Consider the following 23,400-nt stretch of genomic DNA (forward strand, 5'->3'; position numbering starts at 1 on the left):
CCCATCGTGGTTCGGCGCCATCGCGCGACCATCCCGCCCCCAGCAGGTAGAATGGGCCCATGCCTGTAATGCCGACCTCCCTTGCCGATCACCTGCTCGTCGCGCTGCCGTCGCTGCTCGACGCGACCTTTGCCCGCAGCGTCGCGCTGATCTGCCAGCACGACGAGAACGGGGCGATGGGCGTGCTGGTCAACCAGCCTTCCGAATACACGCTGGGTGAAGTGCTCGCGCAGATGGACATCACCACCGGTGATGGCGACCTGCAGGCGCGCATGGTGCTCAATGGCGGCCCGGTGCATCCCGAGCGCGGCTTCGTCATCCATGACGACGCGCGCGCGTGGGATTCCAGCCTGACCGTGGGCCACGGCCTGTACCTGACCACCTCGCGCGACATCCTCGAAGCGATGGCGCGCGGCGAAGGCCCGGCCAATGCGGTGGTCACCCTCGGCTGTGCCGGTTGGGGCGCAGGGCAGCTGGAAAGCGAGCTGTCCGAGAACAGCTGGCTGACCGTGCCGGCCGATGCCGAGCTGGTGTTCCAGCTGCCGCTGGAGCAGCGCTGGCAGGGTGCGGCTTCGCGTATCGGTGTCGACCTGTTCCGGCTGACTGACTACAGCGGCCATGTCTGAGCCCATCACGCCCGCACCGGATTCTGCTGCCCCGGCCATCCGTCGTGACGGCACGGTCCTGGGTTTTGATGTCGGCTCGCGGCGGATCGGCGTGGCCATCGGCAGTGCCTTTGCCGCGCATGCGCGCGCGGTGGCGGTGGTCGATGTGCACGGCAACGGCCCGGACTGGACCGCGATCGAACGCCTGCTCAAGGAATGGAAGCCCGACGGCCTGGTGGTCGGCGACCCGCTGACCCTGGACGGCCAGGACCAGCCCAACCGCAAGCGTGCGCAGGGCTTTGCCCGCCAGCTGCGGGAGCGCTTCAAGCTGCCGGTGGTGATGATCGACGAGCGTTCCAGCTCGGTCGAGGCTGCGCGCCGTTTCGCCGTCGAGCGCGCCGAAGGGCGCAAGCGTCGCCGTGATGCGGCCGCCCTCGACGCCGTGGCCGCGGCGGTGATCATCGACCGCTGGCTGTCGTCCCCCGACGACGCCACCCCCATTCCCTGACTGCACGACTCCCGCCATGACTGCCCAGCAAATCGATGTCTCCGGACGCCTGCGCCACCTGCTGACCCTGGAGGGCCTGCCGCGCGAAACCCTGCTGCAGTTGCTCGATCGGGCTGGGCAGATCCGCGACGCCGCAGTCGGCCGTGTCGGCAACAAGCGCCACGTGCTGGCTGGTTCGGCGGTGTGCACGCTGTTCTTCGAGCCGTCCACGCGCACCCGCAGCTCGTTCCAGCTGGCCGCGCAGCGCCTCGGGGCCGATGTGCTGAACTTCGATGCCTCGACCTCGTCCACGCGCAAGGGCGAAACCGCCTGCGACACGCTGCGCAACCTGGAAGCGATGGGCGTGCGCGGCTTCGTGGTGCGCCACCCCGATGACGGCGCCGTGGCCGCGCTTGCCGACGCTGCGGGCGAGGGCACCGCGCTGATCAATGCCGGCGACGGCCGCAGTTCGCACCCCACCCAGGGCCTGCTCGACATGCTGACCCTGCGCCAGGCCAAGGGCCCGGATTTCTCGAAGCTGAAAGTGGTGATCGTCGGCGATGTGAAGCACTCGCGGGTGGCCCGCACCGACCTGCACGCGCTGCGCACGCTGGGCGTGGGCGAGATCCGCGTATGCGGCCCGCAGTCGCTGCTGCCGGATGATGAGACCCTGAAGGGCTGCGTGGTCGGCGATGATTTCGACGCGATGCTGGAAGGCGTCGACGCGCTGATGATGCTGCGCCTGCAGCGCGAGCGCATGGAAGAAGGCCTGGTGCCGTCGCTGGAGCAGTACCACGCGCAGTACGGCCTGACCCGCGAGCGCCTGGCGCGTGCCGGCAAGGATGCGGCCGTGTTGCACCCGGGCCCGATCAACCGTGGCGTGGAAGTGACCGATGACGTGGCCGATGGCCCGCAATCGTGGGTGCTGCGCCAGGTCGCCAACGGCGTCGCGGTGCGCATGGCCGTGCTGGAAACCTTGCTGGGCTGAGCACTTTGGTGGGTGCCGACCGTTGGTCGGCACGGCTGATCTGTCCTCATCCGGCCCGGTGGGTACCGACCGTTGGTCGGCACGGCTGATCTGTCCTTATCCGACCCGGTGGGTGCCGACCGTTGGTCGGCACGGCTGATCTGTTCTCAGCCGATCCGGTGGGTGCCGACCGTTGGTCGGCACTGAACCATCAGTGCGTTGAAGTGCGGGCCTGGCCATTGAATGGTTTCGGGCCTACCTGTATTGACGTGTTGCCCGATAGAAGAGAGATACCGGCAGGCGCACGCTTGGGCCCATGAACCGCGCTCGCCTACGCCTTGGCCGCCATTCCCGGATCGGGCAATCCTACATCCTGACCACCGTCACCCAGGAACGTCGACGCTACTTCGATGATGCCACTGCGGCACAGGAGGTGATGGATGTGTTCCGTCGCATTGATGATGATGGCCTGACGCACTCACTTGCCTATGTGGTCATGCCGGACCACATCCATTGGCTTGTGGAGATCCGTGCGTTCTCGCTGGACTACATCATGCAACGCTTCAAATCGAGCAGTGCATTGCGGATCAACCGCATGCTGGGCAAGACAGGACCATTTTGGCAATCGAGCTATCACGATCACGCCATTCGTTCTGAAGAATCACTGTTTCGCCATGCGATGTAATCGTCGCCAACCCGGTCAGGGCGAACTTGGCGAGCTGCGTGGGAGAGTATCCGTATGCCTGGTGCCGATGGGAGATTGATGGGAGGTACCAAGCAATGGATTACCCCGAAGCGGAGAGATAGTGCCGACCAACGGTCGGCACCCACCAATACCCAAGCCGACCAACGGTAGGTATCCACCAACAGATGTTTCCCAGCAGAAGCCGCGGTTCAGCGCTTCTGCGCGAACAGCCATGCCCACATTGCCGGGTCCGCGTACGTGGCGTCCCAGGCATTGTGGTTGCCCTCCGGGTACTCGGTGTAGCGCACGTCGCGTGCAGCGGCGCTTTGGAAGGCGGCGTGCAGCCTGCGGTCGTCGTCCGGCGGCACCACGTCATCCAGCGCACCATGGAAGATCCAGATCGGTGTGTGCCGAAGCCGCTTGGCGATCGCGGCATACGGATCGGATTCCTGGGCCACCTGTTCGACGAACAGCGTCGGACGCACCGCGCGCGGCGCCAGCACCGCGCCGCATACCGGCACGATCGCGGCGAAGCGCCCGGGGTCATCCAGCGCGATGTTCCAGCTGCCATAGCCGCCCATCGACATCCCGGTCAGGTACTGCCGCGAGGGATCGGCACCGAACTCGGCGATGGTGGCGTCCAGGGCGGCCAGCGCAACGCGGTTGTTGCGCCCGCTCCATTCCTGGCGGCCCGGCACCTGCGGGAATACGGCCAACGCGGGGAAGTCGGCCGCGTGCCTGCGCAGGTGCGGCCCCAGCCCCGCATGGGTCTGCTTGACGCCGTCGCCGCCACGCTCGCCCGATCCGTGCAGGAACAGCACCACCGGCAGCGCGCCAGGCGTGCGCGCCGCGGTGGCCGGAATGAACACCTGGTAATAGGCGGTGCGGCCATCCACTTTCACCGCACGCGATTCGAAGCGGCCACGTGCGCTGTCCGGGTGCGAGGCGCAGCCGGCCATCATCAGGATCGCCAGCATTGGCAGCCAGCGCATCATCGTACGGACCATCGACGTTCCAGGAGCGGTGGGTTCAGCCGCATCCTAGTCCGCCGCAGGTCAACGCGGCATCTTGCGCCGCATCACTGCGGGCGCGGGAAGCTGGCAATGATGTCCAGTTGTTCCTGCGCTTCGGCATTGCCTGCCGCCGCCGCAGCCTGCACCTGCGCCATGTCCGGGTGCAGCACCACCAGCAACGGGTTTTCGCAGACCGGGCAGTCGTACTCGGTGGCGTCCTCGTCCAGCTCCATCTCCATGGCACGCGAGCTGCCCTTCCATTCGCAGGCTGGGCAGGTGTGCTGCTGGTCGCGCCAGCCGGGCTGGAAATAGTTTTCGATCGTGGTGGCCATGAGGGTCCAGTTGGAATCGGGTCAGAGCCCCGCGCTGCGGGGATCCGACCCTAGGTCTTGGTGTGGGTCGGAGCTCCGCGTTGCGGGGATCCGGCCCGGCAGGGATCAGTGCAGCAGCACCAGCGTGGCCAGGCCGAGGAAGGTGAAGAAGCCCATCGAGTCGGTCACGGCAGTCAGGAAGATGCCACTGGCCAGCGCCGGGTCGAAGCCGAAGCGTTTCAGGGTCAGCGGCACCAGTACGCCGGCCAGCGCCGCAAACAGCAGGTTGCAGGTCAGCGCGATGGCGATCACCGCCGACAGCCCGGGCGAGTGGAACCAGACCAGCACGATCAGTCCCAGGATCGAGCCGAGCAGCAGGCCGTTGAGCGCGGCCACCCGCACTTCCTTCCACAGCAGCGTGCGCGCGTTGGAGGCGCCCACCTGGCCCAACGCCAGGCCGCGCACCATCAGCGCCAGCACCTGGGTACCGGCGTTACCGCCGAGGCCGGCGACGATCGGCATCAGCACCGCCAGCGCCACCAGCTTGTCGATGGTGCCTTCGAAATGGCCGACCACGCTGGAGGCCAGGAACGCCGTGCACAGATTGATCGACAGCCACATCAGGCGGCGGCGCATGGCGCGCCAGACCGGGCTGAACAGGTCCTCGTCCTCGTCCAGGCCGGCTGCGCCCAGCGCCTGGTGCTCGGCCTGGCCACGGATGATGTCGACCACGTCATCGATGGTGATGCGGCCAACGAGGATGTTGTTCTCGTCCACTACCGGTGCGGAGATCCAGTCATGGTCGGAGAACTGCCGTGCCACTTCTTGGTCGCTCTCGCCGACGTCGATGGCCGGCTGCTCGTCGTCGATCAGGCGGTTGATCGGGGTGGTGTCCTCGTGGGTCACCAGTGCCGCCAGCGACACCCGGCCGAGATACTGGTGCCGCCGGCTGACCACGAACAGGTGGTCGGTGTGGTCAGGCAATTCGCCGCGCAGGCGCAGGTAGCGCAGCACCACGTCGACGTTGACGTCGGCGCGCACGGTCACCACGTCCGGGTTCATCAGGCGGCCGGCGCTGTCCTCGGGATAGGACAGCACCTGTTCCAGCCGCTCGCGGTTCTCGCGGTCCATCGACTTGAGGACTTCATCGATGACCGTATCCGGCAGGTCTTCGACCAGGTCGGCCAGATCGTCGATGTCCAGGTCTTCGACCGCGGCGATGATCTCGTCCGGGTCCATGTCCGCGAGCAGGCTTTCGCGCACGTCCTCGCCGACGTGGACCAGCACCTCGCCGTCGTCCTCAGGATCGACCAGGCCCCACACCACCTCGCGCTTGCCCGGCGGCAGTGATTCAAGCAGGTTGCCGATCTCGGCCGGGGCCAGGGTGTTGACCAGGCGACGTACCGGGCCCAGCCGGCCGCTGTCCAGTGCATCGGACAGCATCCGCAGTTGGCGCGCAGTCTTGTCGTGGCGTACAGCTTCAGCCATCGCAGCTCCCGCGGGATAAGAAAAGCCGCGATCCCGGCAAGGATGCGGCAACAGGGGTGTTCAGCGCGTCATTATCGCAAGGGGATGTTTCAGCGCATAGCCGCCGGATGGCGGTAGTGCCGGCCGCTGGCCGGCAACCTCTTGGCCTTCAACGAGACGGGGTCAGATCCCTTTTCCCGCGGGAAAGGGATCTGACCCCAGGCGTGCATGCCCGGCGAGCGGGTGGTGTCAGGGCGTATCGGCCACCAGCGTCAGCCAGCGTTCGATGGCGCGGCGGTCGCGCGCGGTCAGCAGCTTCGGCGCGCGCGCGCGCAGCACGGACAGGTCGGCTTCGCGTATCGCGCGGCGTACCTCCAGCAACGTACCGGGGTGCAGGCTGAACTCGCTCAGGCCCAGCGCCAGCAGCAGCGGGGTCATCCGGGCATCACCGGCCATCTCGCCGCAGACCGCCACCGGGATGCGGTGACGCGCGCCGGTCTCGATCACCATCTGCAGCAGCCGCAGCACGGCCGGGTGCAACGGTGAATACAACTCGCCCAGCGCCTCGTTGTTGCGGTCGGCAGCCAGCAGGTACTGCACCAGATCGTTGGTGCCGATCGACAGGAAATCGACCAGGTCGATGAAGCTCTCCAGCGCCAGCGCAGCGGCGGGGACTTCGATCATCGCGCCCAGCGGTACGTGGTCGGACACCATGTGCCCTTCGCCGCGCAGCTGTTCGGTCAGTTTGAGCATGCGCCGGCGCACGGCCAGCAGCTCCTCGCGGGTGCTGACCATCGGCACCAGTACGCGCAGTTTGCCGTATGCAGACGCGCGCAGGATCGCGCGCAGCTGGGTGTCGGCCACTTTCGGCCGTGCCAGCGACAGGCGCACCCCGCGCAGGCCGAGTGCAGGGTTCTCTTCGTTGCTCAGGGTCAGGCCGGTACGGTCGGCCTTGTCCGCGCCCAGGTCCAGCGTGCGTATGGTGACCGGCCGCCCGCTCATGCCCAGCGCGGCATCGCGGTAGGTCTGGAACTGCTCTTCTTCGTCCGGCAGCTCATTGCGCTGCAGGAACAGGAATTCGGTGCGGTACAGGCCGAGCCCCTGCGCGCCCAGTGCATGCGCCTGGGTCACGTCTTCCAGCGATTCGGCATTGGCCAGCAGGGCAATGTCGACGTGGTCGCGGGTACGGCTGGGCTTGCTGCGCAGGCGGCCGAGCTCGCGCTGCTCGCGCGCATGTTCCTTCAGCCGGACGCGGTAGTCCCGCAGGTTGTCGGCCTGCGGGTTGACGGTGATGCTGCCGTCGGCGCCATCGATGATCAGCACATCGCCATCGGCGATGCGGCTGAGCAGCTGCGGCACGTTGACGATCAGGGGCAGGTGCAGGCTGCGCGCCAGGATCGCGCTGTGCGACAGCGCGCTGCCGGCGGCCGTGACGATGCCGACTACGCCCTGTGCCTGCAGCTGCGCCAGCTCGGAGGGCGCGATGTTGTCACAGACCAGGATCTCGCCGGCCAGGCCTTTCACTGCCGACGGCCGTTCGGGTTGCAGGAAGGCGTGGATGCGCCCGATCACATGGTCGAGATCGTCCATGCGGCTCTTCAGATAGGCATCGTCCATGCCATCGAAGACCTTGGCCAGGCGGTCGCGCTGCAGGCGCAAGGCATAGCCGGCGCTGTACGGGCCACTGCGGATCAGCTCGTCCAGGCCGTACAGCAGCTCGGGGTCGTCCAGCAGCAGCGCGTGCAGGTCGAGGAACTCGCCCACTTCCTGGTTCAGGGCGCCATGCAGGCGCTGGCGCAGCTCGTGCATTTCCGTACGCGCGGCATCCAGCGCCCGGTGCAGGCGCGCCAGTTCGGCCTCGACCTGGTGGGCGGCCACGCGCTGCTCGGCCACCTCCAGCGCATGCGGCAGCCGCACGCGTGCCCGGCCCATCGCCGTTCCGCGCGCGGCGCCGTGGCCGGCCAGCAGCTGTACCGGCCGTTGGCCGGAAGGGACCTGGCTGGCGCGTGCGCGCGGCACGCTCAGCTGTCCTCGTCGAAGCGGCGTTCGAACAGGCCGACCACCGCTTCCATCGCGGCGGCTTCGTCCTCGCCGTTGATGCGCACGGTGACCGGGGTGCCCTGGCCGGCGGCCAGCAGCATCACGCCCATGATGCTCTTGGCGTTGATCTCACGGCCCTTGGCGGCCATGGTCACGTTGCAGCGGAACGGCGCCAGGGTCTGCACCAGCTTGGCGGTGGCCCGGGCATGCAGGCCCAGGCGGTTGCTGACGGTGAGTTCTCGTTCAAGCATCGTCGACTATCGCTCCATTACGGGTACCCGCCGCGGCTGTGGCAGGCAGTTGATCCAGTCCCTGTTCCGGATAATTCATCACCCGCAGCAACATCGGCAGGCTCAGCGCCGATACCCGGCGAACCGGGGTCCCCAGCCGGGCCAGCTGCCCGGCAAGGTTGGCGGGGCTGGCGCCGTACAGGTCGGTCAGGATCAGCACGCCGTCACCTCCATCGACCCGCCGCAAAGCGGCCGAGGCGAGCGGGAGCAGGGCGTCCAGGTCTGCGTCGAACGGTACTTCGAAAGCTTCGGTTTTCAGCGGCAACTGCCGCAGGAGCCGGGTCGCCACGTCAAGCAGGGCGGTCCCGACCCCGGGATGTGTTACGAGGAGAATGCCACAGGTCATTACTGCACGTTAACAGGTCAAGGTGAATCGGCGATAGCAGCAGATGAGGGGTACTGTGTCCCGTATTCAGTGTTGCTCGGGTCGGGGACCTTTTTCATTGGAAAAGGGATCCGACCCCATGCGTTTTTCGATGCCTGGCAGCGATTCATCCACGCATGGCGTGGATCTACCGTGTCGACCAAGGTCGACACCTACCAACAGCGCACGGAATCTGTCAGAGGCGGGGCGGTGTGGGTAGGCAGGACCGTTGGCGCCATGGATGGCGCCATCGAGCCCCCATGGACGGGTTCACGGCGTGTCCTGGCTACCCACACCGCCCCGCCATCCCACGGAATGCCGCTTTTGCTTTTGCTGTTGCTGTTGCTGTTGCTGTTGCTGTTGCTGTTGCCGGCCAGCGGCCGGCACTACCAACGGGTGCCGGGCGCAGCCCGGCCGACCACCCTCAATCCTGTTCGCGGTGGTAGGTGGCCACGTCCTGCCAGCCCATCTCGCGGGCGTGCCGGGCCATGCGCTCGGCCAGGAACACCGAGCGGTGCTTGCCGCCGGTGCAGCCGAACGCCACGGTCACGTAGCTGCGGGTGCCATCCCCCAGTTTCGGCAGCCAGGTATCCAGGAAATCCATCAGCTGGGCCAGGTAACGCTGCACGTCGGGCTGCGCTTCCAGATAGTCGCGCACGCCCGGCTCGCGGCCGCTCAGCGCGCGCAGGTCCGGGTCCCAGTGTGGATTGGGCAGCACCCGCGCATCGAACACGAAGTCCGCCTCGGCCGGTACGCCGCGCTTGTAGGCGAATGATTCGAACAGCAGCGACAGGCCAGTGGCATGGTCCATCGCGAACTCGGTGATGATCCGCCGCCGAAGCTGGTGCACGTTGAGGGTGCTGGTATCGATCACCGCATCGGCCTCGCGGCGCAACGGTGCGGTCAGCTCGCGCTCGCGGGCGATCGCTTCGGGCAGCGACAGGCCCAGCTGGCTCAGCGGATGGCGACGACGGGTGTCGGCGTAGCGCTTGAGCACCGTTTCGTCGCTGGCCTCGAAGAACAGTACCTTCACTTCCACGCCGGCGTCGGTGGCCAGCTGCCGCCAGTCGCCCAGCTGGCTCAGGTCGGCCTGGCCGCGCACGTCGATGCCCACCGCCAGCCGGCGCGGCGCGCTGCCGTCGTGGTTGGCCAGCAGGCTGCGCACGAACTCCGGCAGCAGGTGGATCGGCAGGTTGTCCGAGCAGTAGTAGTCCTGGTCCTCGAAGGTCTTCAGGGCGACGGATTTACCCGAGCCGGACAGGCCGCTGACGATGATCAGGGTCGGGGCGGTGGGGATTGCGGTGCTCATGGACAGGCTCTTCGAGGGGCAGGAGGATCAGGGAGTTCGCCGTTCCAACAGGTTGCTGTGGCGGGCGATGAACATGGCCGCCGGGTCAATGCCCTTGGTGCGCAGGATGTGCAGGCGGGTGGCGGCTTCGGTCAGCACGGCCAGGTTGCGGCCGGGCATCACCGGCAGGGTGATCAGCGGAACGTCCAGATCCAGCACATGGCGGGTGCCCGAGTCGCCGGTCAGGCGCTCGTAGCCATGCGGGGTGGGTTCGGTCATCGGCTTGGTCAGGTGGACGATCAGCCGAAGGTACTTGTTCTTCTTTACAGCCGTGTCGCCGAACATCTCGCGCACGTTCAGCACGCCCAGACCGCGCACTTCCAGCAGGTCCTGCAGCAGTTCGGGGCAGGTGCCGTCGAGCACGTCCGGGGCGATCTGGGTGAACTCGGGGGCGTCGTCGGCGACCAGGCGGTGACCACGGCTGAGCAGTTCCAGTGCCAGCTCGCTCTTGCCCGACCCGGCCTCACCGGTGATCAGCACGCCAATGGAATAGATCTCCATGAACACGCCGTGCAGGATCACCCTCGGCGCGAGCGTGCGCGCCAGGTGGTAGGACAGGTGGTTCAGCAGTTCGTGGCCGCGCTTGGGCGACAACCACAGCGGCGTGCCGGATTCATCGGCGGCGGCGCGCAGGTCTTCCGGGCAGGCCTGGTTGCGGGTCAGCACCAGCGCAAGCGGGTGCGACTGCATGATCTTTTCGATGGTCTCCCAGCGCTGGCGCGGTTCCAGCGCATCCAGCCAGGACAGTTCCTCGGTGCCCAGGATCTGCACCTTGTTGGGATAGATGGCGTTGAGGTAGCCGGCCAGCGAGGGGCGCCGCGAGACGGTATTGCCGGCCTCCAGCTCGCGCTTCTCACCGGATTTGCCTGCGGCCCAGCGCAGCCCCAGCCGCTCGCGCTGCTGTTCGAACAGTTCACGGGCGGTGATGCTGGTATTCATGCGGCGCTCGCAGGTGGGGTCATGTCCAGCGCCTCGCGCAGGGCCCGGGCATCGCCGGCCGCACGCAGGGCCTGGCGGATATCCGGCGCGGAAAACAGCTCGGCCAGCTCGGACAGCAGCATCAGGTGCTGGTGGGTGTAGTGGGCCGGGACGGCCATCGCGAACACCAGGTCCACCGGCTCTTCGCCGCCGAAGTCGACCGGGGCCGCCAGACGCAGCAGGGCGCCACGGGGGCGGTCCAGGGTCGGCGCGCGGCCGTGGGGGATGGCGATACCGTGGCCGATCGCGGTGCTGCCCAGGGCTTCGCGCTGGCACAGGTTCAGATAGATCTGTTCGGCATTGGCCTGGCGGCAGGCCAGCAACCCGGCGGCGGCCTGCAGGACGCTGTCACGGTCGGTGGCCGTGCAGAGCTGGGTCTGCACGGCCGCCAGGAGGTCAGTCAGGGGCATGTCTGCGGGGAACGGTGGCGATCAGCCACCATTGTCGCCCACCGGCAGCGGTGCGTGCTGCTGTTTTTTCTCCTTGTGCTTGATGACCAGGCGGTCAAGCTTGTCCGCAAGCAGGTCGATCGCGGCATACATGGTCTGGCCGCCGGCCTCGGCGTGCAGGGTCTGCCCCGGGATGTTGAGGCTGGCGTCGACGTGGTGTTCGGTCTTCTGCAGCTTGAGGGTCACCCGCGCTTCGCAGTGCTGGTCGAAGTGTTTTCCGATCCGGGCCAGCTTCTCCTCCACATAGGACTGCAGGGCCGGGGTGACTTCGACGTCTTTGCCAAACGTTTCGATGCGCATCGGGTTTCTCCTGTGTTCGGATGTGCCAATGAACCTCTCCGCCGGGCGCGGCGGTGCGTCAAGCGATTCTGACCCTTTCGTGCGAGGCGGAGATGTTCATGGCTTCACGATACTTCGCCACGGTGCGCCGCGCTACTGGAATTCCCGACGATTTGAGCAGGTCAGCCAGCTTGGCGTCAGAAAGCGGCTTGCGCGGGTTTTCGTCGTCGATCAGGCGCCGGATCATCGCCTGGATGGCGGTGCTGGACGCCTCGCCACCGCCTTCGGTATCGATGCCCGAGGCAAAGAAGGCACGCAGCGGCAGCGTGCCGCGCGGCGTGCGCACATGCTTGCGGGCGATCGCGCGCGACACCGTCGACTCGTGCAGGCCCAGTTCGGCGGCGATCTCGCGCAGGGTCAGCGGACGCAGCGCCTGTTCGCCGAACTCGAGGAAACCGGCCTGCTGGTGGATCAGGCTGCGCACCACCCGCAGCAGGGTTTCACCGCGCTGCTGCAGGCCCTTCAGCAGCCAGCGCGCCTCCTGCAGCTGGCCACGCAGGTAGCCGGCGTCGGCCTCGCCACAGCGGCGGATCAGCTGTTCGTAGCCACGGTGGATCACCACCTTTGGCCCGGCATGGGCGGCCAGCGCCGCGCGCCAGATGCCGTTCTGCCGCCACACCACCACGTCGGGCACCACGTAGGTATCCTGCGAAAGCGGCGCGATCTGAGTCCCTGGACGCGGGTCCAGCGAGCGCAGCAGGGCGACCGCTGCCTCGACCTCGTCCAGCGGCTGTTTCAGTTCATGGGCCAGACCGGCGACGCCACTGCGTGGCAGCCGTTCCAGCGGGCCTGCGGCAATCTGCCGCGCCAGCGCCAGGCCCGCGGTGTCACCAGGCAACACATCCAGCTGCAGCTGCAGGCATTCGCCGAGCGTGCGCGCGGCAACGCCGACCGGGTCGAAGCGCTGGATGCGATGCAGCACGGCGAGGATCTCGTGCTCGTCGGCGTGGATCGCCGGCAACAGGGTTTCAGCGATGGTGGCCAGCGGCTCGCGCAGGTACCCGTCGTCGTCCAATGCATCGATCAGTGCCGCGCCGATGCTGCGATCACGCGAGGACAGATGCGACAGATGCAGCTGCCACAGCAGATGGTCGGCCAGTGTTTCGGTTTCGGCTACGCGCTCGGCAGCGCTGCCGTTGTCGTCGTCATCGTCGAAGCTGCCGCCACTGCCGGCAGCGCTCCAGTCGAGCTCGGCCGGTGCCCAGTCGTCGCCATTGTCGGCGCGTTCGGCCGGCGTGTCGGCGTCCGTGTTGTCGCCGCCTTCATTGGCGGCACTGCTGTCGTTGCTGTCGGCCCAGTCCAGCAGCGGATTGCTTTCCACGGCCTGGGCGATTTCAAGCTCCAGCTCGGTCGTGGACATCTGCAGCAGCTTGATCGCCTGCTGCAGCTGGGGGGTGAGCACCAGCTGCTGTCCCAACGATGTCTGCAGCCGAGTCTTCATGCCTGTGCCGAACGGAAGGAAAGGGACCCAGCACCTGCGGTCACAGCTTGAAGGAATCCCCAAGGTAGACGCGACGTACGTCAGCGTTGTCCAGGATCGCCTCCGGCGAGCCCTGGGCCAGCACGGTGCCCTCGGCGAGGATATACGCGCGGTCGCAGATTCCCAAGGTCTCGCGCACGTTGTGGTCGGTGATCAGCACGCCGATGCCACGCTGCTTGAGATGGGTGACGATGCGCTGGATTTCGCCCACCGAGATCGGGTCGACACCGGCAAACGGTTCGTCGAGCAGGATCAGGCGCGGCTGCGCGGCCAGTGCGCGGGCGATCTCGCAGCGACGACGTTCGCCACCGGACAGGCTGGCACCGAGCTGGTCGGCGACATGGCCCAGCTGCAGCTCGTCGAGCAGGCTGTTCAATTCGCGTTCGCGGCCGGCCGAATCCAGGTCTTCGCGCAGTTCAAGCACCAGGCGGAGGTTGTCGGCCACGGTCAGCTTGCGGAACACCGACGGCTCCTGCGGCAGGTAGCCCACGCCCTGCTTGGCACGGGTGTACATCGGGTCGCTGGTGATGTCCTTGCCGTCGAGCACGATGCTGCCTGCATCGGCGGCGACCAGGCCGACGATCATGTAGAAACAGGTGGTCTTGCCGGCACCGTTGGGGCCGAGCAAACCGACCACTTCACCGGCGTCGAGGGTCAGCCCGAAGTCCTTGACGACTTCGCGCTGCTTGTAGCGCTTGCGCAGGCCCTTGGCGACGAGCATTACTTCTTGCTCCCCGCCGGCCTGGCCGGCGTACTGGCCGGAGCCGCCGCCTTGGGTGCGGCGGCCGGCTGTGCTGCCGCGTTCTTGTTCTTCGGCGGAATGACGGTGCGCACACGGCTGCCATCACCACCGGAGTTCATCTCCCCGGTGCGGGTGTTGTAGACCATGCGCTGGCCGGCATTGGTGCCGCGCGCGCTGGTGACCTTGTAGTTGCCGGTCAGGGTGATGATCTCGGTCTTGATGTCGTAGTCGATGCGATCAGCCACCGCGTCCATCCAGGTGCCGTCGTCAAGCTGCTGCTTCATCGTGGCCTGCTTGCCGGAGAACACCGCACGCACGGCCTCGCCGTCCTTCAGGTAGATCTCCGCTTCGGACGCGCGGATGTCCAGCGTGCCCTGGGTGACGGTCACACCCTGCGAGAGCACGGTCTTGCCATCGCCGGTAAGCACGCCCGACTGGGCGCCGGACTCGATGTTCATGTTCTCGTTGCGATCGGTGGACTTGGCAAAGGCGGCGCTGGGAACCAGGAGACCGAGCGCGAGTACGGCTGCAAAGGGGATCTTCATCGGGGTCCGTTCTACCGGTGGGGCCGTCCGGGAAACCGGCGGCGGGTGGGTGGGCCGCCTTCCTTGCGCCGGTCCGGGGACGTCGCAGGAGGGTGGCGGAATCAGCGTCGGGGCGTGTAACGGCCCTTGGACTGGCTGAGGAAATGATACGTGTTGTTCTTCGAATCCACCTCGAAGCCGACGCCGGACTGTTCCATGCCGGGGCGGGTCATGGTGACCCGCGCATCGGTGCGGGCGCGGTTCTCCTTCGGAAACACGTCCAGGTGGTCGGTGCGGAAAGTGGTCGGCACCACGCCCGGATCGGCCGGACTGTCGCCGGCGACATTGCCGCGCAGCTTCATCTCGTCGCCCTTGGCACTGAGCCAGCCGGTCTCGGCGCGCAGGGTCCAGTGCTTGCCATCCTTGTCCGGCATCTCGAACAGCGGGGTGGCGATGTTGATGGTCTGGTCGCCGCGCTGGCGTTCCAGCCGCGGTGCGCGCAGGGTGGTCGATTCCTTGCCCTGCTCATCCAGCGCGACGATCTGGAAGTCGTGCAGGATGTAGTCCACGCCGGCGTCCTGGCCGGCAGTGGCCGTGCCCTTGTCGCGGTTGCGCAGGGCCGCCCAGCTGCTGAGCAGGGCCGCCAGCAGCAGGCCGATGCCGAGCACGGTGCGCCAGTTCAGGGTGGGCAGGTTCATGCGCCGAACCTCGCCAGCACCGCGTCCACATGGCCCTGGGCGGCCAGCAGGATGTCGCACAGTTCACGGGCGGCGCCACGCCCGCCATCGGCGCGGGTCTGCCAGTGCACGCGCTCGGCGATCCACGGGTGGGCGTTGGCTGGCGCCACCGCCAGGCCGACCGCGCCCAGCGGTGCCAGGTCCGGCAGGTCGTCTCCCATGAAGGCCACCTGCTCCAGGCCGATGCCATGCTGTGCGCACAGCGCCTGCACGCTGGCCAGCTTGTCGCCCACGGCGATCTGGGTGTCGATGCCGAGGTCGGCGCCGCGCTTGAGCGCGGACTGGCTGTTGCGCGCGGTGATCAGCACGGGGTGGATGCCGTGCTGCTGCAGCAGTTTCAGGCCCAGACCGTCCTGCACGAAGTACGCCTTGCTCTCGTTGCCGTCCTTGTCGTAGTACAGCCGACCGTCGGTGAGGGTACCGTCCACGTCGAAGCAGGCCAGGCGGACGCGGGCCGCAGCGGCATGCAGGTGGGCGGGGAACGCGGGCAGCGGGGACCAGGGCATCAGGCGATCAGGCTCGGTGGGGGCGGGTGGGGCGTTACAGACTGAATGGGGTCTACGGACTGTCGGTTAAACCACCCGGGCCCGCAACAGGTCATGAATGTTCAGGGCGCCGACCGCACGGCCCTGGCCATCGACCACGATCAGGCCGTTGATTTTCTGGGTCTCCATCTGCCGCGCGGCCTCTACGGCCAGCTGGTCGGCACCGATGGTGCGCGGGTTGCGGGTCATCACATCGGCGATCTTCGCGGTGCGCACGTCCAGCGCGCTGTCCAGCGCCCGGCGCAGGTCGCCGTCGGTGAACAGGCCGATCAGCACGCCATCGGCGTCGACCACGGCGGTCATGCCGAGCCGCTTGCGGCTCATTTCCACCAGCGCCTCGCTGAGGCTGGCATCGGCGCCCACGCTGGGCAGGTCCTCGCCGGTGTGCATGACATCGGTGATGTGCAGCAGCAGGCGACGGCCGAGGCTGCCGGCCGGGTGCGAGCGGGCAAAGTCGTCGGCGGTGAAGCCACGCGCATCAAGCAGGGCTACGGCCAGCGCATCGCCCATCGCCAGCGAGGCGGTGGTGCTGGAGGTCGGCGCCAGCGCCAGCGGGCAGGCCTCGGCCGGCACGCTCACATCCAGGTGGATGTCGGCCGCCGTGGCCAGGCTCGACTGCGGGCGGCCGGTCATGGAAATCAGCACGTTGCCCTGGCGCTTGAGCACAGGCAGCAGCATCAGCACCTCATCGGACTCGCCCGAATAGGACAGGGCCAGTACCACGTCGGCTTCGGTGATCATGCCCAGGTCGCCGTGGCCGGCTTCGCCGGGATGCACGTAGAACGCCGGTGTGCCGGTGGAGGCCAGGGTGGCGGCGATCTTGCGGGCAATGTGGCCGGATTTGCCCATGCCGGTGGCGACCACCCGGCCGCGGCTGGCCAGGATCGCCTCGCAGGCCTGCTGGAAGGCCTCGCCAAGGCGGTCGGCGACGGCATCCAGCGCCTGCCGCTCGATCTCGAACACGCGGCGGCCACTGGCGACCAGGCCGGCAGGGTCGACGGAACGGGGGGGCAACAGGGATTCGGCCATGCGGACGCCACGCAGCGGAAGTAGAATGGAGGCACATTTTATTAGGAAAGCCCGTTGGACGCCGACACCATCCGCAATCTGATCGAAACCGGCCTGCCTGGCGCCCGCGCCGACGTGCAGGGCGATGATGGCGTGCATTTCGAAGCGACCGTGGTCTGCGAGGCGTTCGCCGGCAAGATGCCGCTGGCCCGCCACCGCATGGTCTATGCCACGCTGGGCGACCTGATGGGCGGCGCGATCCACGCGCTGGCGCTGAAAACCGTGACCCCGGCCGAAGCCGGCTGAACCGCAGAAGATCCCGAATACATGGCCAAGATCGTTGTGACCGGCGGCGCTGCGCTGCACGGTGAAGTGAGCATCTCCGGCGCCAAGAACGCCGTCCTCCCCATCCTCTGCGCGACCCTGCTGGCCGATGAGCCGGTGGAGATCACCAACGTGCCGCACCTGCACGACGTGGTCACCACGGTCAAGCTGCTGGGCGAACTGGGTGCCAAGGTCACCATCGACCAGGGCACGCTGTCGCGTGGCAGTGCGATCGTGGTCGACCCGCGTTCGGTCAACCAGCACGTTGCGCCGTACGAGCTGGTCAAGACCATGCGCGCCTCGATCCTGGTGCTGGGCCCGCTGCTGGCCCGCTTCGGCGCGGCGGAAGTGTCGCTGCCCGGCGGCTGCGCGATCGGTTCGCGTCCGGTCGACCAGCACATCAAGGGCCTGCAGGCGCTGGGTGCCGAGATCGTGGTCGAGAACGGCTTCATCAAGGCCACTGCCAAGCGGCTGAAGGGCGGCCATTTCACCTTCGACATGGTCAGCGTCACCGGCACCGAGAACGTGCTGATGGGCGCGGTGCTGGCCGAAGGCACCACCGTCCTCGACAACTGCGCGATGGAACCGGAAGTGACCGATCTGGCGCATTGCCTGATCGCGCTGGGCGCGAAGATCGAAGGCCTGGGCACTGCCCGCCTGGTCATTGAAGGCGTCGAGCGCCTGTCCGGCGGCCGCCACGAAGTGCTGCCCGACCGCATCGAGACCGGTACCTTCCTGGTCGCTGCGGCGATGACCGGCGGCAAGGTCACGGTCAACCGTGCGCGCCCGAACACCATGGACGCGGTGTTGTCCAAGCTGGTCGAGGCCGGCGCGAAGATCGAGACCACCGAAGACACCATCACCCTGGACATGCAGGGCAAGCGACCGAAGGCGGTCAACCTGACCACCGCGCCGTACCCCGCATTCCCGACCGACATGCAGGCGCAGTTCATGGCGCTCAACTGCGTGGCCGACGGCGTCGGCGTGATCAACGAAACGATCTTCGAGAACCGTTTCATGCACGTCAACGAACTGCTGCGCCTGGGCGCGGACATCCAGGTCGAAGGCCACACCGCCATCGTGCGTGGCAGCGAGACCCTGAGCGGTGCGCCGGTAATGGCCACCGACCTGCGTGCCTCGGCCTCGCTGATCCTGGCCGGCCTGATGGCCAGCGGCGAGACCACCATCGACCGCATCTATCACCTTGATCGTGGCTACGAGAACATCGAAGAGAAGCTGTCTTCGCTCGGCGCCACCATCCGGCGCGTGCCATGATCCTGCGCGGCAAGTTCAGCCCGCGCCGCAAGGCGCTGCTGGCCCTGGTGCTGATCGTGCTGGCGTGGCTGGGCTATGCCTGGTACGCCAACATCGCCATCACCCAGGGCATCGAGCAGAAGGACATGGACTGGAACGGCGACGGCACGGTCTCGCGTGACGAGATCATCGAATCGTTCTACGCGGTCGCGGTGAACGACAGCCAGGACGGCAACCGCCATTGCCGCACCTTCATCTGGCGCAGCACCGGCGAGCAGATCCGCGTGGACTGCCGCACCGAGTTCAAGCCGGCCGCGGCCGAGCAAAAGAAGTAAGAACAACGCCCGCGAAAGCGGGCGTTTTTTTACGGTAGATCCACGCCATGCGTGGATGAAGGCGCCGGGTCGCTGTCGGGGTCAGAGCCCTTCCCGTTGGGAAGGGATCCGACCCCGGGCGCTCAGTTCATCGCCTTGATGGTCAGGTCCAGCGCATCGCGGCCGCTCTCACGCTGCAGCATGCGCGCCGGCACCGGGAATTCCGGCACGATCCAGGCGATCAGCTCCTTGTTGCCGTCGGCACGCGAGACCTTGGTGGCCTCGTAGCTCTTGCCGCCCACGGTGATCGATTCCTTGCCGACCACGCGGTAGGTCATGTTCTTGATGCGGCCTTCGTCGACCATGCGATAGGTCAGCGGCTTGCCGGCGGCCAGGTCGCGGGCGATTGCCAGGTTGATCAGCAGCGCGTCCATGTCGCCCGTCTTCAACGCGATGGGGCCCGCACGGTCCGGCTTGATGTCGCCGGTCCAGGTGGCCTGGTTGCTGGTCCAGTTGTAGTTGGCCTGCACATTGCGCTTCTTCACCAGCAGTGCCGAACGGTCCTGGCTGCTGAGCGGGCGCAGCTGGCCGCGCACCTCTTCGAACACGGTGCTCTGGCTCAGGTCGGCCAGCTGGTTCTTCACCTGCAGCGTGTAGCGCCACTTGTTGGCTCCCTCGCTGCTCAGCGTCATGCTGCCATTGGCCTGCATGCCCATGTAGCTGGCCAGGTAATCGGCCTTGAATGGCTGCAGGGCCATGGCCGGCAGGCTGGCCACCGACAGTGCGGCTGCAGCGATCCAGGTGAGGGGGCGGGTCAGGGTGCTCATGCTCAGACTCCTTGGTACTCGATCAGGCGTAGATCGACGCGGTCTTCGCCGTCTTCGCGTTGCAGGATGCGCACCGGGGTGGGGACACCGTTGGCGATCCAGAGGATGGTTTCGTTGTTGCCGCCGTTGGTCCGGTAGACCCGCAGCGCGTTGTAGGACAGGTCGCCGACCTCGACGTTCTCGGTCTGCGGCGCGGCCTGGTAGTCGTGCTGGCGGACCTTGCCCATGTCCACGTAGCGGTAATGCATGGTGGCGCCCGGGCGGGCATCACGCATGATCGCCAGATTGATCAGCAGCGCGCTCTGGTCGCCCGGCTGCAGCGGGATCGGTTGCGCACGTTCCTTCTTGACGTCGCCGCTCCACTGCGCGGTGCCGGCCTGCCAGTTGTACGTGCCGACCGCCTTCTTGCCCAGGAACAGGCCCTTGCGCACCGTGCTCTGGCTGAGCGGCGCATAGACGCCGCTGCGCTCTTCGAACACCGTGCTCTGTTCGATGTTCAGGCCCAGCACGCTTGCAAAGCCGCGGCGGCCAACCACCTGCATGTCCACCCGCCACTGGTTGCCGCCGGTGTGGGTGACCTGCATGCTGGCGTCGCCGGCCTCCTTGCCTTTGTAGAAGGCCTGGTAGGTCGCGGTGAACGGCTGCAGCGGCGGCGGCTCCCAGGCCAGCGCCGGCGGCATCGGCACGGCCGGTTCCGCAGGCGGTTGGACTGCAGGCGCCGGCTGCGCAGGGGCCGCAGGCGCTTGCACCTGGCCCCAACCCACGCCGGGAAGCACGACAAGCGACAGCAGCAATGAAGTGGACAGCAGGGTCGTGGTCTTCATGGAGGACAGGAGCTGCAGGAGGGGGGCAGGATGCCAGCCCCGCAGTCAGCGGGGCGTGTGCGTGGGCGTTACCGGTTCAGGTTCCCGGCGGAATCTAGGGCCAGTGGGCTAAACAGGGGGTGACCGTCCAGGTGCGGCTGCCCCTCCCGTTCAGTCAGGCGGCCGGCGCACAGCAGCTGGAGGGTGGCGATCAGCAGGGGATGCTCCACCGCCAGCACGCGCGCGGCCAGGCTGTCGGCGTCATCGCCGGGCATCACCGGTACCCGTACCTGGGCCAGCACGGCGCCGGCATCCAGTTCGGGAACGACCAGATGCACGCTGGCCCCGTGCTCGGCATCGCCGGCGTCCAAAGCTCGCGCATGCGTATCCAACCCTTTGTGCAGTGGCAGCAGGGAGGGGTGGATGTTGACCAGGCGGCCATTGAAGCGCTGCACGAAGGCGGCGCCGAGAATGCGCATGTAGCCGGCGCAGACGATCCAGTCCGGCGCGGCCGCGGCCAGTGCATCGCCCAAGGCCTGCTCGTAGGCGGCGCGGTCGTCGAATTCCTTCGGCGCATGTGCCCAGCGCAGGCTGGCGCCGACCCGTTGCAGCGCGGCGGCGGCCGGGCGGTCGGAGAACACGCCGACGACCTCGGCGGGCAGGCGCCCGGCCGCGATGGCATCGAGGATGGCCTGCAGGTTGCTGCCGCGCCCAGAGGCGAGCACCGCGATGCGGGTGGGCGCGGTCATTGCGCGGGACTCCGGCGGATCAACGGCCAGCTCAGCAGGCTGCCCACGGTCGCCAGCAGCATGTCGGCATGGGCGTCCCACATGTCGCCCTGCTGCCCGTTGTAGGCCTCGGCGGCGTCCGGCGACAGGGCCAGCGCGATGGCCCACTCGAACCACTCGTAGACCAGGCTGGCGCACATCACTGCCATCACCGCCAGGGTGAAAGCCTGGCGGCGGCGCAGCGCCGGCCAGGCATGGCGTGCCAGCTGCAGCAGCGCAGGCGTGAAGCAGACGCCGAACAGGAAGTGGATAAGCCGGTCGAAATGATTACGCTGCCAGCCAAACGCCGCATTCGGCGACCAGCCGGTCAGCGCCTGCGCCCATGCGTCGTAGGGCACGTTCGAGTACAGCCAGCGCGCAGCCACGCAGTGCAGTGCAATGAAGCCGCAGATCGCGATGAAGGCACCGTTGCCCAGCCAGCCACCCCGGCGGTCGACCCATAGCAGTGCGGCCAGCCCGATCACGGTCAGGGTGCTGTGCAGGGCCTGCTCGGTGGGCCACAGCGGGTGGATCCAGCTGATCGCGAACACCGCCAGCACGGCGGCGAAGGCCAGCTTCTTGGGGCCCGTGAAACGGGAAGCGGCAGGCGAGGCGGTCGTGGAGAGGGCAGGCGCGGACATGGGGAGTCGATCAGGGGAGGGGGGCGTCTGCCGGCAAGCTCAGACGCTGAGATGGTCGCCACGGTCGAACAGTGCGGCCATGTCAGGCTTGGACAGAAACACCCAGGCATAGGCGGTCAGGGCCATGCCCAGCGGGCCAGCCAGTACCGCCAGCCAGGCCGCGCGCTGGCACCAGGCCAGCCCGGTGCGGCGCGACAGCAGGCGTGCGGTGTGCAGCTGCACGACGCCAAGCGCGGCCGCCAACAGCGAAATGACCCCGTACACCGTGGCCAGTACCGCGCCATCGGCCAGCCCGCGTGAGCTGGCGACCAGGCCGATGAAACCGAGGAACGCCAGCGCGGCCATCCAGTGGAAAACCGCCAGCGCGTAGAACAGCACCTTCAGCGTCTGCAGGTGGCTGGCCAGCTGCAGTTGCGCCAGGGTCTGCTGTGGTAGCGGTGGTGGTGCGCCGGGTGTCGTCATGTCGTTGCACCACTTGCATCGAAGGCGGCCTTGACCTGCGGGCGCAGCAGCGTAACCAGGGTGAATACCCCCAGAACGGTGCCCAGCGGCGCGCACAGGCAGAGCAGGCCGGCCACGATCAGGCACAGCAGGTGGCGACGACGCTGGGCCAGGCAGCGTCCGGCCTGGATGACGAATGCGGCCATGCCCAGGCCACCGGCGACGAACACGGTCCCCAGCACCGTGAACACCCAGCCGAACAGGCGCTGTTCGGCCGGCGACGAGGGCTGACCCCCGGAGTTCATCGGCAGATGGCCGCTCAGCGCACTGATGCCGAGCACGATGTACAGAATGAAAAACAGCGAGAGCAGCGCGATCAGGCCGCCGAACACGTAGTGCGCGATGGACAGCGCGCGCAGGTGGTCAGCGTCCTGCCTGCTGAAGACCGGCACGGCCGCCAACGGCGGCGGTACCGGGGTGGGTGCCAGGGGGGGCGTTGCGTCCATGCGGGCTCCTCGGGGTCGGGTTCAGCCGATGCGGACGCGTTCGGCGCCTTCGGCGGTGACCACCTGGCCGATGGTCCAGTGGTCCAGGCCCTGGGCTTGGACCGCCTCGGACACGGCAGCGACCTGCTCCGCTGCCACGATCAGCACGAAGCCGATGCCGCAGTTGAAGGTGCGCCACATCTCGCTGTCGGCGACCGTGCCTTCTTTCTGCAGCCACTGGAACACTGGCGGCAGGGTCCAGGACGAGGCCTGGATGTCCAGGCCGAGGCCATCGGGCACCACGCGGATGATGTTCTCGGTCAGGCCGCCACCGGTGATGTGGGCCATGCCGTGGATGGCATCGCCGTGCGACTTCAGCAGCGACAGGATCGGCTTCACGTACAGGCGGGTCGGTGCCATCAGCGCGTCGACCAGCTTCACGCCACCTTCCAGTTCCAGATCGGCCGGGCGGCCGGCGCGGTCGTAGATGCGGCGCACCAGCGAGTAGCCGTTGGAATGCGGGCCGGACGAGGCGATGCCGATCAGCACGTCACCGGCGGCCACGCTGGCGCCGTCCTTCAGCTCGCTCTTCTCGACCGCAGCCACCGTGAAGCCGGCCAGATCGTACTCGCCCGGGGCGTACATGTCGGGCATCTCAGCGGTTTCACCGCCGATCAGCGCGCAGCCGGCCTCGGTGCAGCCGTTGGCGATGCCGCCCACCACCGCCGCGGCGGTATCGACGTCCAGCTTGCCGGTGGCGAAGTAGTCCAGGAAGAACAGCGGCTCGGCGCCCTGTACCAGCACGTCGTTCACGCACATCGCGACCAGGTCGATGCCGATCGTATCGTGGCGGTTCAGCTGATGGGCCAGCTTCAGCTTGGTGCCCACGCCGTCGGTACCCGACACCAGCACCGGCTCGCGGTACTTGTTGGACAGGTCGAACAGGGCGCCGAAGCCGCCCAGACCGCCCATCACTTCCGGGCGGAAGCTGCGCTTGACCAGGGGCTTGATCCGCTCGACCAGCGCGTTGCCGGCGTCGATGTCGACACCCGCGTCACGGTAGGTGAGGGGGGAGGGGGCGGAAGACGGGGTGTTGGTCACGGGCGTCGGCGCTGGCAGGGGTTGAACGGGCGATTTTAACAGGCCGCATTGGCGCAAAGGCCGT

The 23,400-nt window shown here is 67.5% G+C and carries 29 protein-coding genes and 1 pseudogene; 7 read left to right on the forward strand and 23 right to left on the reverse strand.

Annotated features, from left to right (window positions below):
- The first annotated feature begins 59 nt into the window (after positions 1-59).
- From ACS0OT_RS04555 to ACS0OT_RS04570, 4 genes and pseudogenes are all read left to right on the forward strand, one after another.
- Positions 60-626 (forward strand): YqgE/AlgH family protein, encoded by a 567-nt coding sequence (locus ACS0OT_RS04555; protein WP_049410646.1) that lies wholly within the window; start codon positions 60-62, stop codon positions 624-626.
- Positions 619-1,113: a Holliday junction resolvase RuvX gene (gene ruvX, locus ACS0OT_RS04560; RefSeq protein ID WP_005408378.1), complete on the forward strand. Its 495-nt coding sequence runs from the start codon at positions 619-621 to the stop codon at positions 1,111-1,113. The genes ACS0OT_RS04555 and ruvX overlap by 8 nt, the downstream gene beginning before the upstream one ends.
- 16 nt (positions 1,114-1,129) lie before the next feature.
- On the forward strand, positions 1,130-2,080 hold the full coding sequence (locus ACS0OT_RS04565; RefSeq protein ID WP_065177948.1) for an aspartate carbamoyltransferase catalytic subunit: 951 nt from the start codon (positions 1,130-1,132) through the stop codon (positions 2,078-2,080).
- A gap of 295 nt (positions 2,081-2,375) precedes the next feature.
- Positions 2,376-2,866 (forward strand): annotated as a pseudogene (locus ACS0OT_RS04570) (REP-associated tyrosine transposase).
- An 87-nt stretch (positions 2,867-2,953) separates the two neighbouring features.
- On the opposite strand, the gene ACS0OT_RS04575 reads toward ACS0OT_RS04570, so the two are convergent.
- The 16 genes from ACS0OT_RS04575 to ACS0OT_RS04650 all read right to left on the reverse strand — a co-directional run bounded on the left by ACS0OT_RS04575 (position 2,954) and on the right by ACS0OT_RS04650 (position 16,400).
- Positions 2,954-3,751, reverse strand: coding sequence for a prolyl oligopeptidase family serine peptidase (locus tag ACS0OT_RS04575; protein ID WP_065185824.1), 798 nt, complete (start codon positions 3,749-3,751; stop codon positions 2,954-2,956).
- A gap of 71 nt (positions 3,752-3,822) precedes the next feature.
- Entirely contained in the window at positions 3,823-4,089 is a 267-nt protein-coding gene (locus ACS0OT_RS04580) for a hypothetical protein (protein ID WP_019659457.1), read from the reverse strand.
- 105 nt (positions 4,090-4,194) lie between these two features.
- Positions 4,195-5,556 (reverse strand): magnesium transporter, encoded by a 1,362-nt coding sequence (gene mgtE, locus ACS0OT_RS04585; protein ID WP_049410631.1) that lies wholly within the window; start codon positions 5,554-5,556, stop codon positions 4,195-4,197.
- Positions 5,557-5,784: 228 nt separating this feature from the next.
- On the reverse strand, positions 5,785-7,554 hold the full coding sequence (ptsP, locus tag ACS0OT_RS04590) for a phosphoenolpyruvate--protein phosphotransferase (RefSeq protein ID WP_262090364.1): 1,770 nt from the start codon (positions 7,552-7,554) through the stop codon (positions 5,785-5,787).
- A gap of 2 nt (positions 7,555-7,556) precedes the next feature.
- Positions 7,557-7,826 (reverse strand): HPr family phosphocarrier protein, encoded by a 270-nt coding sequence (locus tag ACS0OT_RS04595; RefSeq protein ID WP_005408385.1) that lies wholly within the window; start codon positions 7,824-7,826, stop codon positions 7,557-7,559.
- Positions 7,819-8,211 (reverse strand): PTS sugar transporter subunit IIA, encoded by a 393-nt coding sequence (locus ACS0OT_RS04600; protein WP_005408386.1) that lies wholly within the window; start codon positions 8,209-8,211, stop codon positions 7,819-7,821. Before ACS0OT_RS04600 ends, ACS0OT_RS04595 begins: the two co-directional genes overlap by 8 nt.
- Positions 8,212-8,653: 442 nt before the next feature.
- Entirely contained in the window at positions 8,654-9,538 is an 885-nt protein-coding gene (gene rapZ, locus ACS0OT_RS04605) for an RNase adapter RapZ (RefSeq protein ID WP_164092923.1), read from the reverse strand.
- Between the two features lie 27 nt (positions 9,539-9,565).
- Positions 9,566-10,516: an HPr(Ser) kinase/phosphatase gene (hprK, locus tag ACS0OT_RS04610; protein WP_005408388.1), complete on the reverse strand. Its 951-nt coding sequence runs from the start codon at positions 10,514-10,516 to the stop codon at positions 9,566-9,568.
- On the reverse strand, positions 10,513-10,965 hold the full coding sequence (locus ACS0OT_RS04615; RefSeq protein WP_164092922.1) for a PTS sugar transporter subunit IIA: 453 nt from the start codon (positions 10,963-10,965) through the stop codon (positions 10,513-10,515). Before ACS0OT_RS04615 ends, hprK begins: the two co-directional genes overlap by 4 nt.
- 21 nt (positions 10,966-10,986) lie before the next feature.
- Positions 10,987-11,304, reverse strand: a complete 318-nt coding sequence (hpf, locus tag ACS0OT_RS04620) for a ribosome hibernation-promoting factor, HPF/YfiA family (protein WP_005415556.1) — start codon at positions 11,302-11,304, stop codon at positions 10,987-10,989.
- Positions 11,305-11,362: 58 nt separating this feature from the next.
- Complete coding sequence (locus ACS0OT_RS04625) at positions 11,363-12,784, reverse strand: RNA polymerase factor sigma-54 (RefSeq protein WP_262219794.1); 1,422 nt, start codon at positions 12,782-12,784, stop codon at positions 11,363-11,365.
- Between the two features lie 40 nt (positions 12,785-12,824).
- Positions 12,825-13,544, reverse strand: coding sequence for an LPS export ABC transporter ATP-binding protein (gene lptB / locus ACS0OT_RS04630; protein WP_005415558.1), 720 nt, complete (start codon positions 13,542-13,544; stop codon positions 12,825-12,827).
- Positions 13,544-14,110: a lipopolysaccharide transport periplasmic protein LptA gene (lptA, locus tag ACS0OT_RS04635; protein WP_164092921.1), complete on the reverse strand. Its 567-nt coding sequence runs from the start codon at positions 14,108-14,110 to the stop codon at positions 13,544-13,546. The genes lptB and lptA overlap by 1 nt, the downstream gene beginning before the upstream one ends.
- Positions 14,111-14,211: 101 nt before the next feature.
- Entirely contained in the window at positions 14,212-14,787 is a 576-nt protein-coding gene (gene lptC, locus ACS0OT_RS04640) for an LPS export ABC transporter periplasmic protein LptC (RefSeq protein ID WP_049440430.1), read from the reverse strand.
- Entirely contained in the window at positions 14,784-15,332 is a 549-nt protein-coding gene (locus tag ACS0OT_RS04645) for a KdsC family phosphatase (protein WP_049415164.1), read from the reverse strand. Before ACS0OT_RS04645 ends, lptC begins: the two co-directional genes overlap by 4 nt.
- 66 nt (positions 15,333-15,398) lie before the next feature.
- Positions 15,399-16,400 carry a KpsF/GutQ family sugar-phosphate isomerase gene (locus ACS0OT_RS04650; protein ID WP_005415562.1) on the reverse strand — a complete coding sequence of 334 codons (1,002 nt, stop codon included), beginning with the start codon at positions 16,398-16,400 and terminating at the stop codon, positions 15,399-15,401.
- A 54-nt stretch (positions 16,401-16,454) separates the two neighbouring features.
- On the opposite strand from ACS0OT_RS04650, the gene ACS0OT_RS04655 reads away from it, so the two are divergent.
- Genes ACS0OT_RS04655 through ACS0OT_RS04665 form a run of 3 tightly spaced genes read left to right on the forward strand, consistent with a single transcriptional unit; the run spans position 16,455 to position 18,292 of the window.
- A complete protein-coding gene (locus tag ACS0OT_RS04655; RefSeq protein ID WP_005408396.1) occupies positions 16,455-16,685 on the forward strand; it encodes a BolA family protein in 231 nt (76 codons plus the stop codon).
- A 21-nt stretch (positions 16,686-16,706) separates the two neighbouring features.
- Positions 16,707-17,978 (forward strand): UDP-N-acetylglucosamine 1-carboxyvinyltransferase, encoded by a 1,272-nt coding sequence (gene murA / locus ACS0OT_RS04660; protein ID WP_065185828.1) that lies wholly within the window; start codon positions 16,707-16,709, stop codon positions 17,976-17,978.
- The gene (locus ACS0OT_RS04665) at positions 17,975-18,292 is read left to right on the forward strand and encodes a hypothetical protein (RefSeq protein WP_065185829.1); all 318 of its coding nucleotides are present in this window, start codon (positions 17,975-17,977) and stop codon (positions 18,290-18,292) included. The genes murA and ACS0OT_RS04665 overlap by 4 nt, the downstream gene beginning before the upstream one ends.
- 122 nt (positions 18,293-18,414) lie before the next feature.
- On the opposite strand, the gene ACS0OT_RS04670 is transcribed toward ACS0OT_RS04665, so the two are convergent.
- The 7 genes from ACS0OT_RS04670 to purM all read right to left on the reverse strand — a co-directional run bounded on the left by ACS0OT_RS04670 (position 18,415) and on the right by purM (position 23,336).
- Positions 18,415-19,098, reverse strand: a complete 684-nt coding sequence (locus ACS0OT_RS04670) for a DUF3108 domain-containing protein (protein WP_065177940.1) — start codon at positions 19,096-19,098, stop codon at positions 18,415-18,417.
- 2 nt (positions 19,099-19,100) lie between these two features.
- On the reverse strand, positions 19,101-19,922 hold the full coding sequence (locus tag ACS0OT_RS04675; protein ID WP_005415566.1) for a DUF3108 domain-containing protein: 822 nt from the start codon (positions 19,920-19,922) through the stop codon (positions 19,101-19,103).
- 68 nt (positions 19,923-19,990) lie between these two features.
- Positions 19,991-20,650 (reverse strand): phosphoribosylglycinamide formyltransferase, encoded by a 660-nt coding sequence (gene purN / locus ACS0OT_RS04680; RefSeq protein ID WP_065185831.1) that lies wholly within the window; start codon positions 20,648-20,650, stop codon positions 19,991-19,993.
- Positions 20,647-21,309 carry a DUF2238 domain-containing protein gene (locus tag ACS0OT_RS04685; RefSeq protein WP_065196592.1) on the reverse strand — a complete coding sequence of 221 codons (663 nt, stop codon included), beginning with the start codon at positions 21,307-21,309 and terminating at the stop codon, positions 20,647-20,649. The genes purN and ACS0OT_RS04685 overlap by 4 nt, the downstream gene beginning before the upstream one ends.
- Positions 21,310-21,348: 39 nt before the next feature.
- On the reverse strand, positions 21,349-21,771 hold the full coding sequence (locus ACS0OT_RS04690; protein WP_005415569.1) for a hypothetical protein: 423 nt from the start codon (positions 21,769-21,771) through the stop codon (positions 21,349-21,351).
- The gene (locus ACS0OT_RS04695) at positions 21,768-22,256 is read right to left on the reverse strand and encodes a hypothetical protein (RefSeq protein ID WP_061480736.1); all 489 of its coding nucleotides are present in this window, start codon (positions 22,254-22,256) and stop codon (positions 21,768-21,770) included. The genes ACS0OT_RS04690 and ACS0OT_RS04695 overlap by 4 nt, the downstream gene beginning before the upstream one ends.
- Before the next feature lie 21 nt (positions 22,257-22,277).
- A complete protein-coding gene (gene purM, locus ACS0OT_RS04700; protein WP_442256054.1) occupies positions 22,278-23,336 on the reverse strand; it encodes a phosphoribosylformylglycinamidine cyclo-ligase in 1,059 nt (352 codons plus the stop codon).
- Between the last annotated feature and the right edge of the window lie 64 nt (positions 23,337-23,400).

The organism is Stenotrophomonas maltophilia group sp. RY12688 (assembly GCF_052149045.1).
In the GTDB taxonomy this organism is placed as follows: Bacteria; Pseudomonadota; Gammaproteobacteria; order Xanthomonadales; family Xanthomonadaceae; genus Stenotrophomonas; species Stenotrophomonas sepilia.

Coding starts and splice junctions, on each gene's coding strand:
- rapZ (WP_164092923.1), bottom strand. CDS start 9,538: ATGAGCACCGCAATCCCCACCGCCCCGACCCTGATCATCGTCAGCGGC.
- mgtE (WP_049410631.1), bottom strand. CDS start 5,556: ATGGCTGAAGCTGTACGCCACGACAAGACTGCGCGCCAACTGCGGATG.
- ACS0OT_RS04650 (WP_005415562.1), bottom strand. CDS start 16,400: ATGGCCGAATCCCTGTTGCCCCCCCGTTCCGTCGACCCTGCCGGCCTG.
- ACS0OT_RS04600 (WP_005408386.1), bottom strand. CDS start 8,211: ATGACCTGTGGCATTCTCCTCGTAACACATCCCGGGGTCGGGACCGCC.
- lptB (WP_005415558.1), bottom strand. CDS start 13,544: ATGCTCGTCGCCAAGGGCCTGCGCAAGCGCTACAAGCAGCGCGAAGTC.
- ACS0OT_RS04575 (WP_065185824.1), bottom strand. CDS start 3,751: ATGGTCCGTACGATGATGCGCTGGCTGCCAATGCTGGCGATCCTGATG.
- murA (WP_065185828.1), top strand. CDS start 16,707: ATGGCCAAGATCGTTGTGACCGGCGGCGCTGCGCTGCACGGTGAAGTG.
- ACS0OT_RS04645 (WP_049415164.1), bottom strand. CDS start 15,332: ATGCCCTGGTCCCCGCTGCCCGCGTTCCCCGCCCACCTGCATGCCGCT.
- lptA (WP_164092921.1), bottom strand. CDS start 14,110: ATGAAGATCCCCTTTGCAGCCGTACTCGCGCTCGGTCTCCTGGTTCCC.
- ruvX (WP_005408378.1), top strand. CDS start 619: ATGTCTGAGCCCATCACGCCCGCACCGGATTCTGCTGCCCCGGCCATC.
- ACS0OT_RS04595 (WP_005408385.1), bottom strand. CDS start 7,826: ATGCTTGAACGAGAACTCACCGTCAGCAACCGCCTGGGCCTGCATGCC.
- ACS0OT_RS04565 (WP_065177948.1), top strand. CDS start 1,130: ATGACTGCCCAGCAAATCGATGTCTCCGGACGCCTGCGCCACCTGCTG.
- ACS0OT_RS04615 (WP_164092922.1), bottom strand. CDS start 10,965: ATGCCCCTGACTGACCTCCTGGCGGCCGTGCAGACCCAGCTCTGCACG.
- ACS0OT_RS04665 (WP_065185829.1), top strand. CDS start 17,975: ATGATCCTGCGCGGCAAGTTCAGCCCGCGCCGCAAGGCGCTGCTGGCC.
- hprK (WP_005408388.1), bottom strand. CDS start 10,516: ATGAATACCAGCATCACCGCCCGTGAACTGTTCGAACAGCAGCGCGAG.
- hpf (WP_005415556.1), bottom strand. CDS start 11,304: ATGCGCATCGAAACGTTTGGCAAAGACGTCGAAGTCACCCCGGCCCTG.
- ACS0OT_RS04675 (WP_005415566.1), bottom strand. CDS start 19,922: ATGAAGACCACGACCCTGCTGTCCACTTCATTGCTGCTGTCGCTTGTC.
- lptC (WP_049440430.1), bottom strand. CDS start 14,787: ATGAACCTGCCCACCCTGAACTGGCGCACCGTGCTCGGCATCGGCCTG.
- ACS0OT_RS04670 (WP_065177940.1), bottom strand. CDS start 19,098: ATGAGCACCCTGACCCGCCCCCTCACCTGGATCGCTGCAGCCGCACTG.
- ACS0OT_RS04685 (WP_065196592.1), bottom strand. CDS start 21,309: ATGTCCGCGCCTGCCCTCTCCACGACCGCCTCGCCTGCCGCTTCCCGT.
- purN (WP_065185831.1), bottom strand. CDS start 20,650: ATGACCGCGCCCACCCGCATCGCGGTGCTCGCCTCTGGGCGCGGCAGC.
- ACS0OT_RS04625 (WP_262219794.1), bottom strand. CDS start 12,784: ATGAAGACTCGGCTGCAGACATCGTTGGGACAGCAGCTGGTGCTCACC.
- ACS0OT_RS04690 (WP_005415569.1), bottom strand. CDS start 21,771: ATGACGACACCCGGCGCACCACCACCGCTACCACAGCAGACCCTGGCG.
- ACS0OT_RS04555 (WP_049410646.1), top strand. CDS start 60: ATGCCTGTAATGCCGACCTCCCTTGCCGATCACCTGCTCGTCGCGCTG.
- ACS0OT_RS04580 (WP_019659457.1), bottom strand. CDS start 4,089: ATGGCCACCACGATCGAAAACTATTTCCAGCCCGGCTGGCGCGACCAG.
- ACS0OT_RS04695 (WP_061480736.1), bottom strand. CDS start 22,256: ATGGACGCAACGCCCCCCCTGGCACCCACCCCGGTACCGCCGCCGTTG.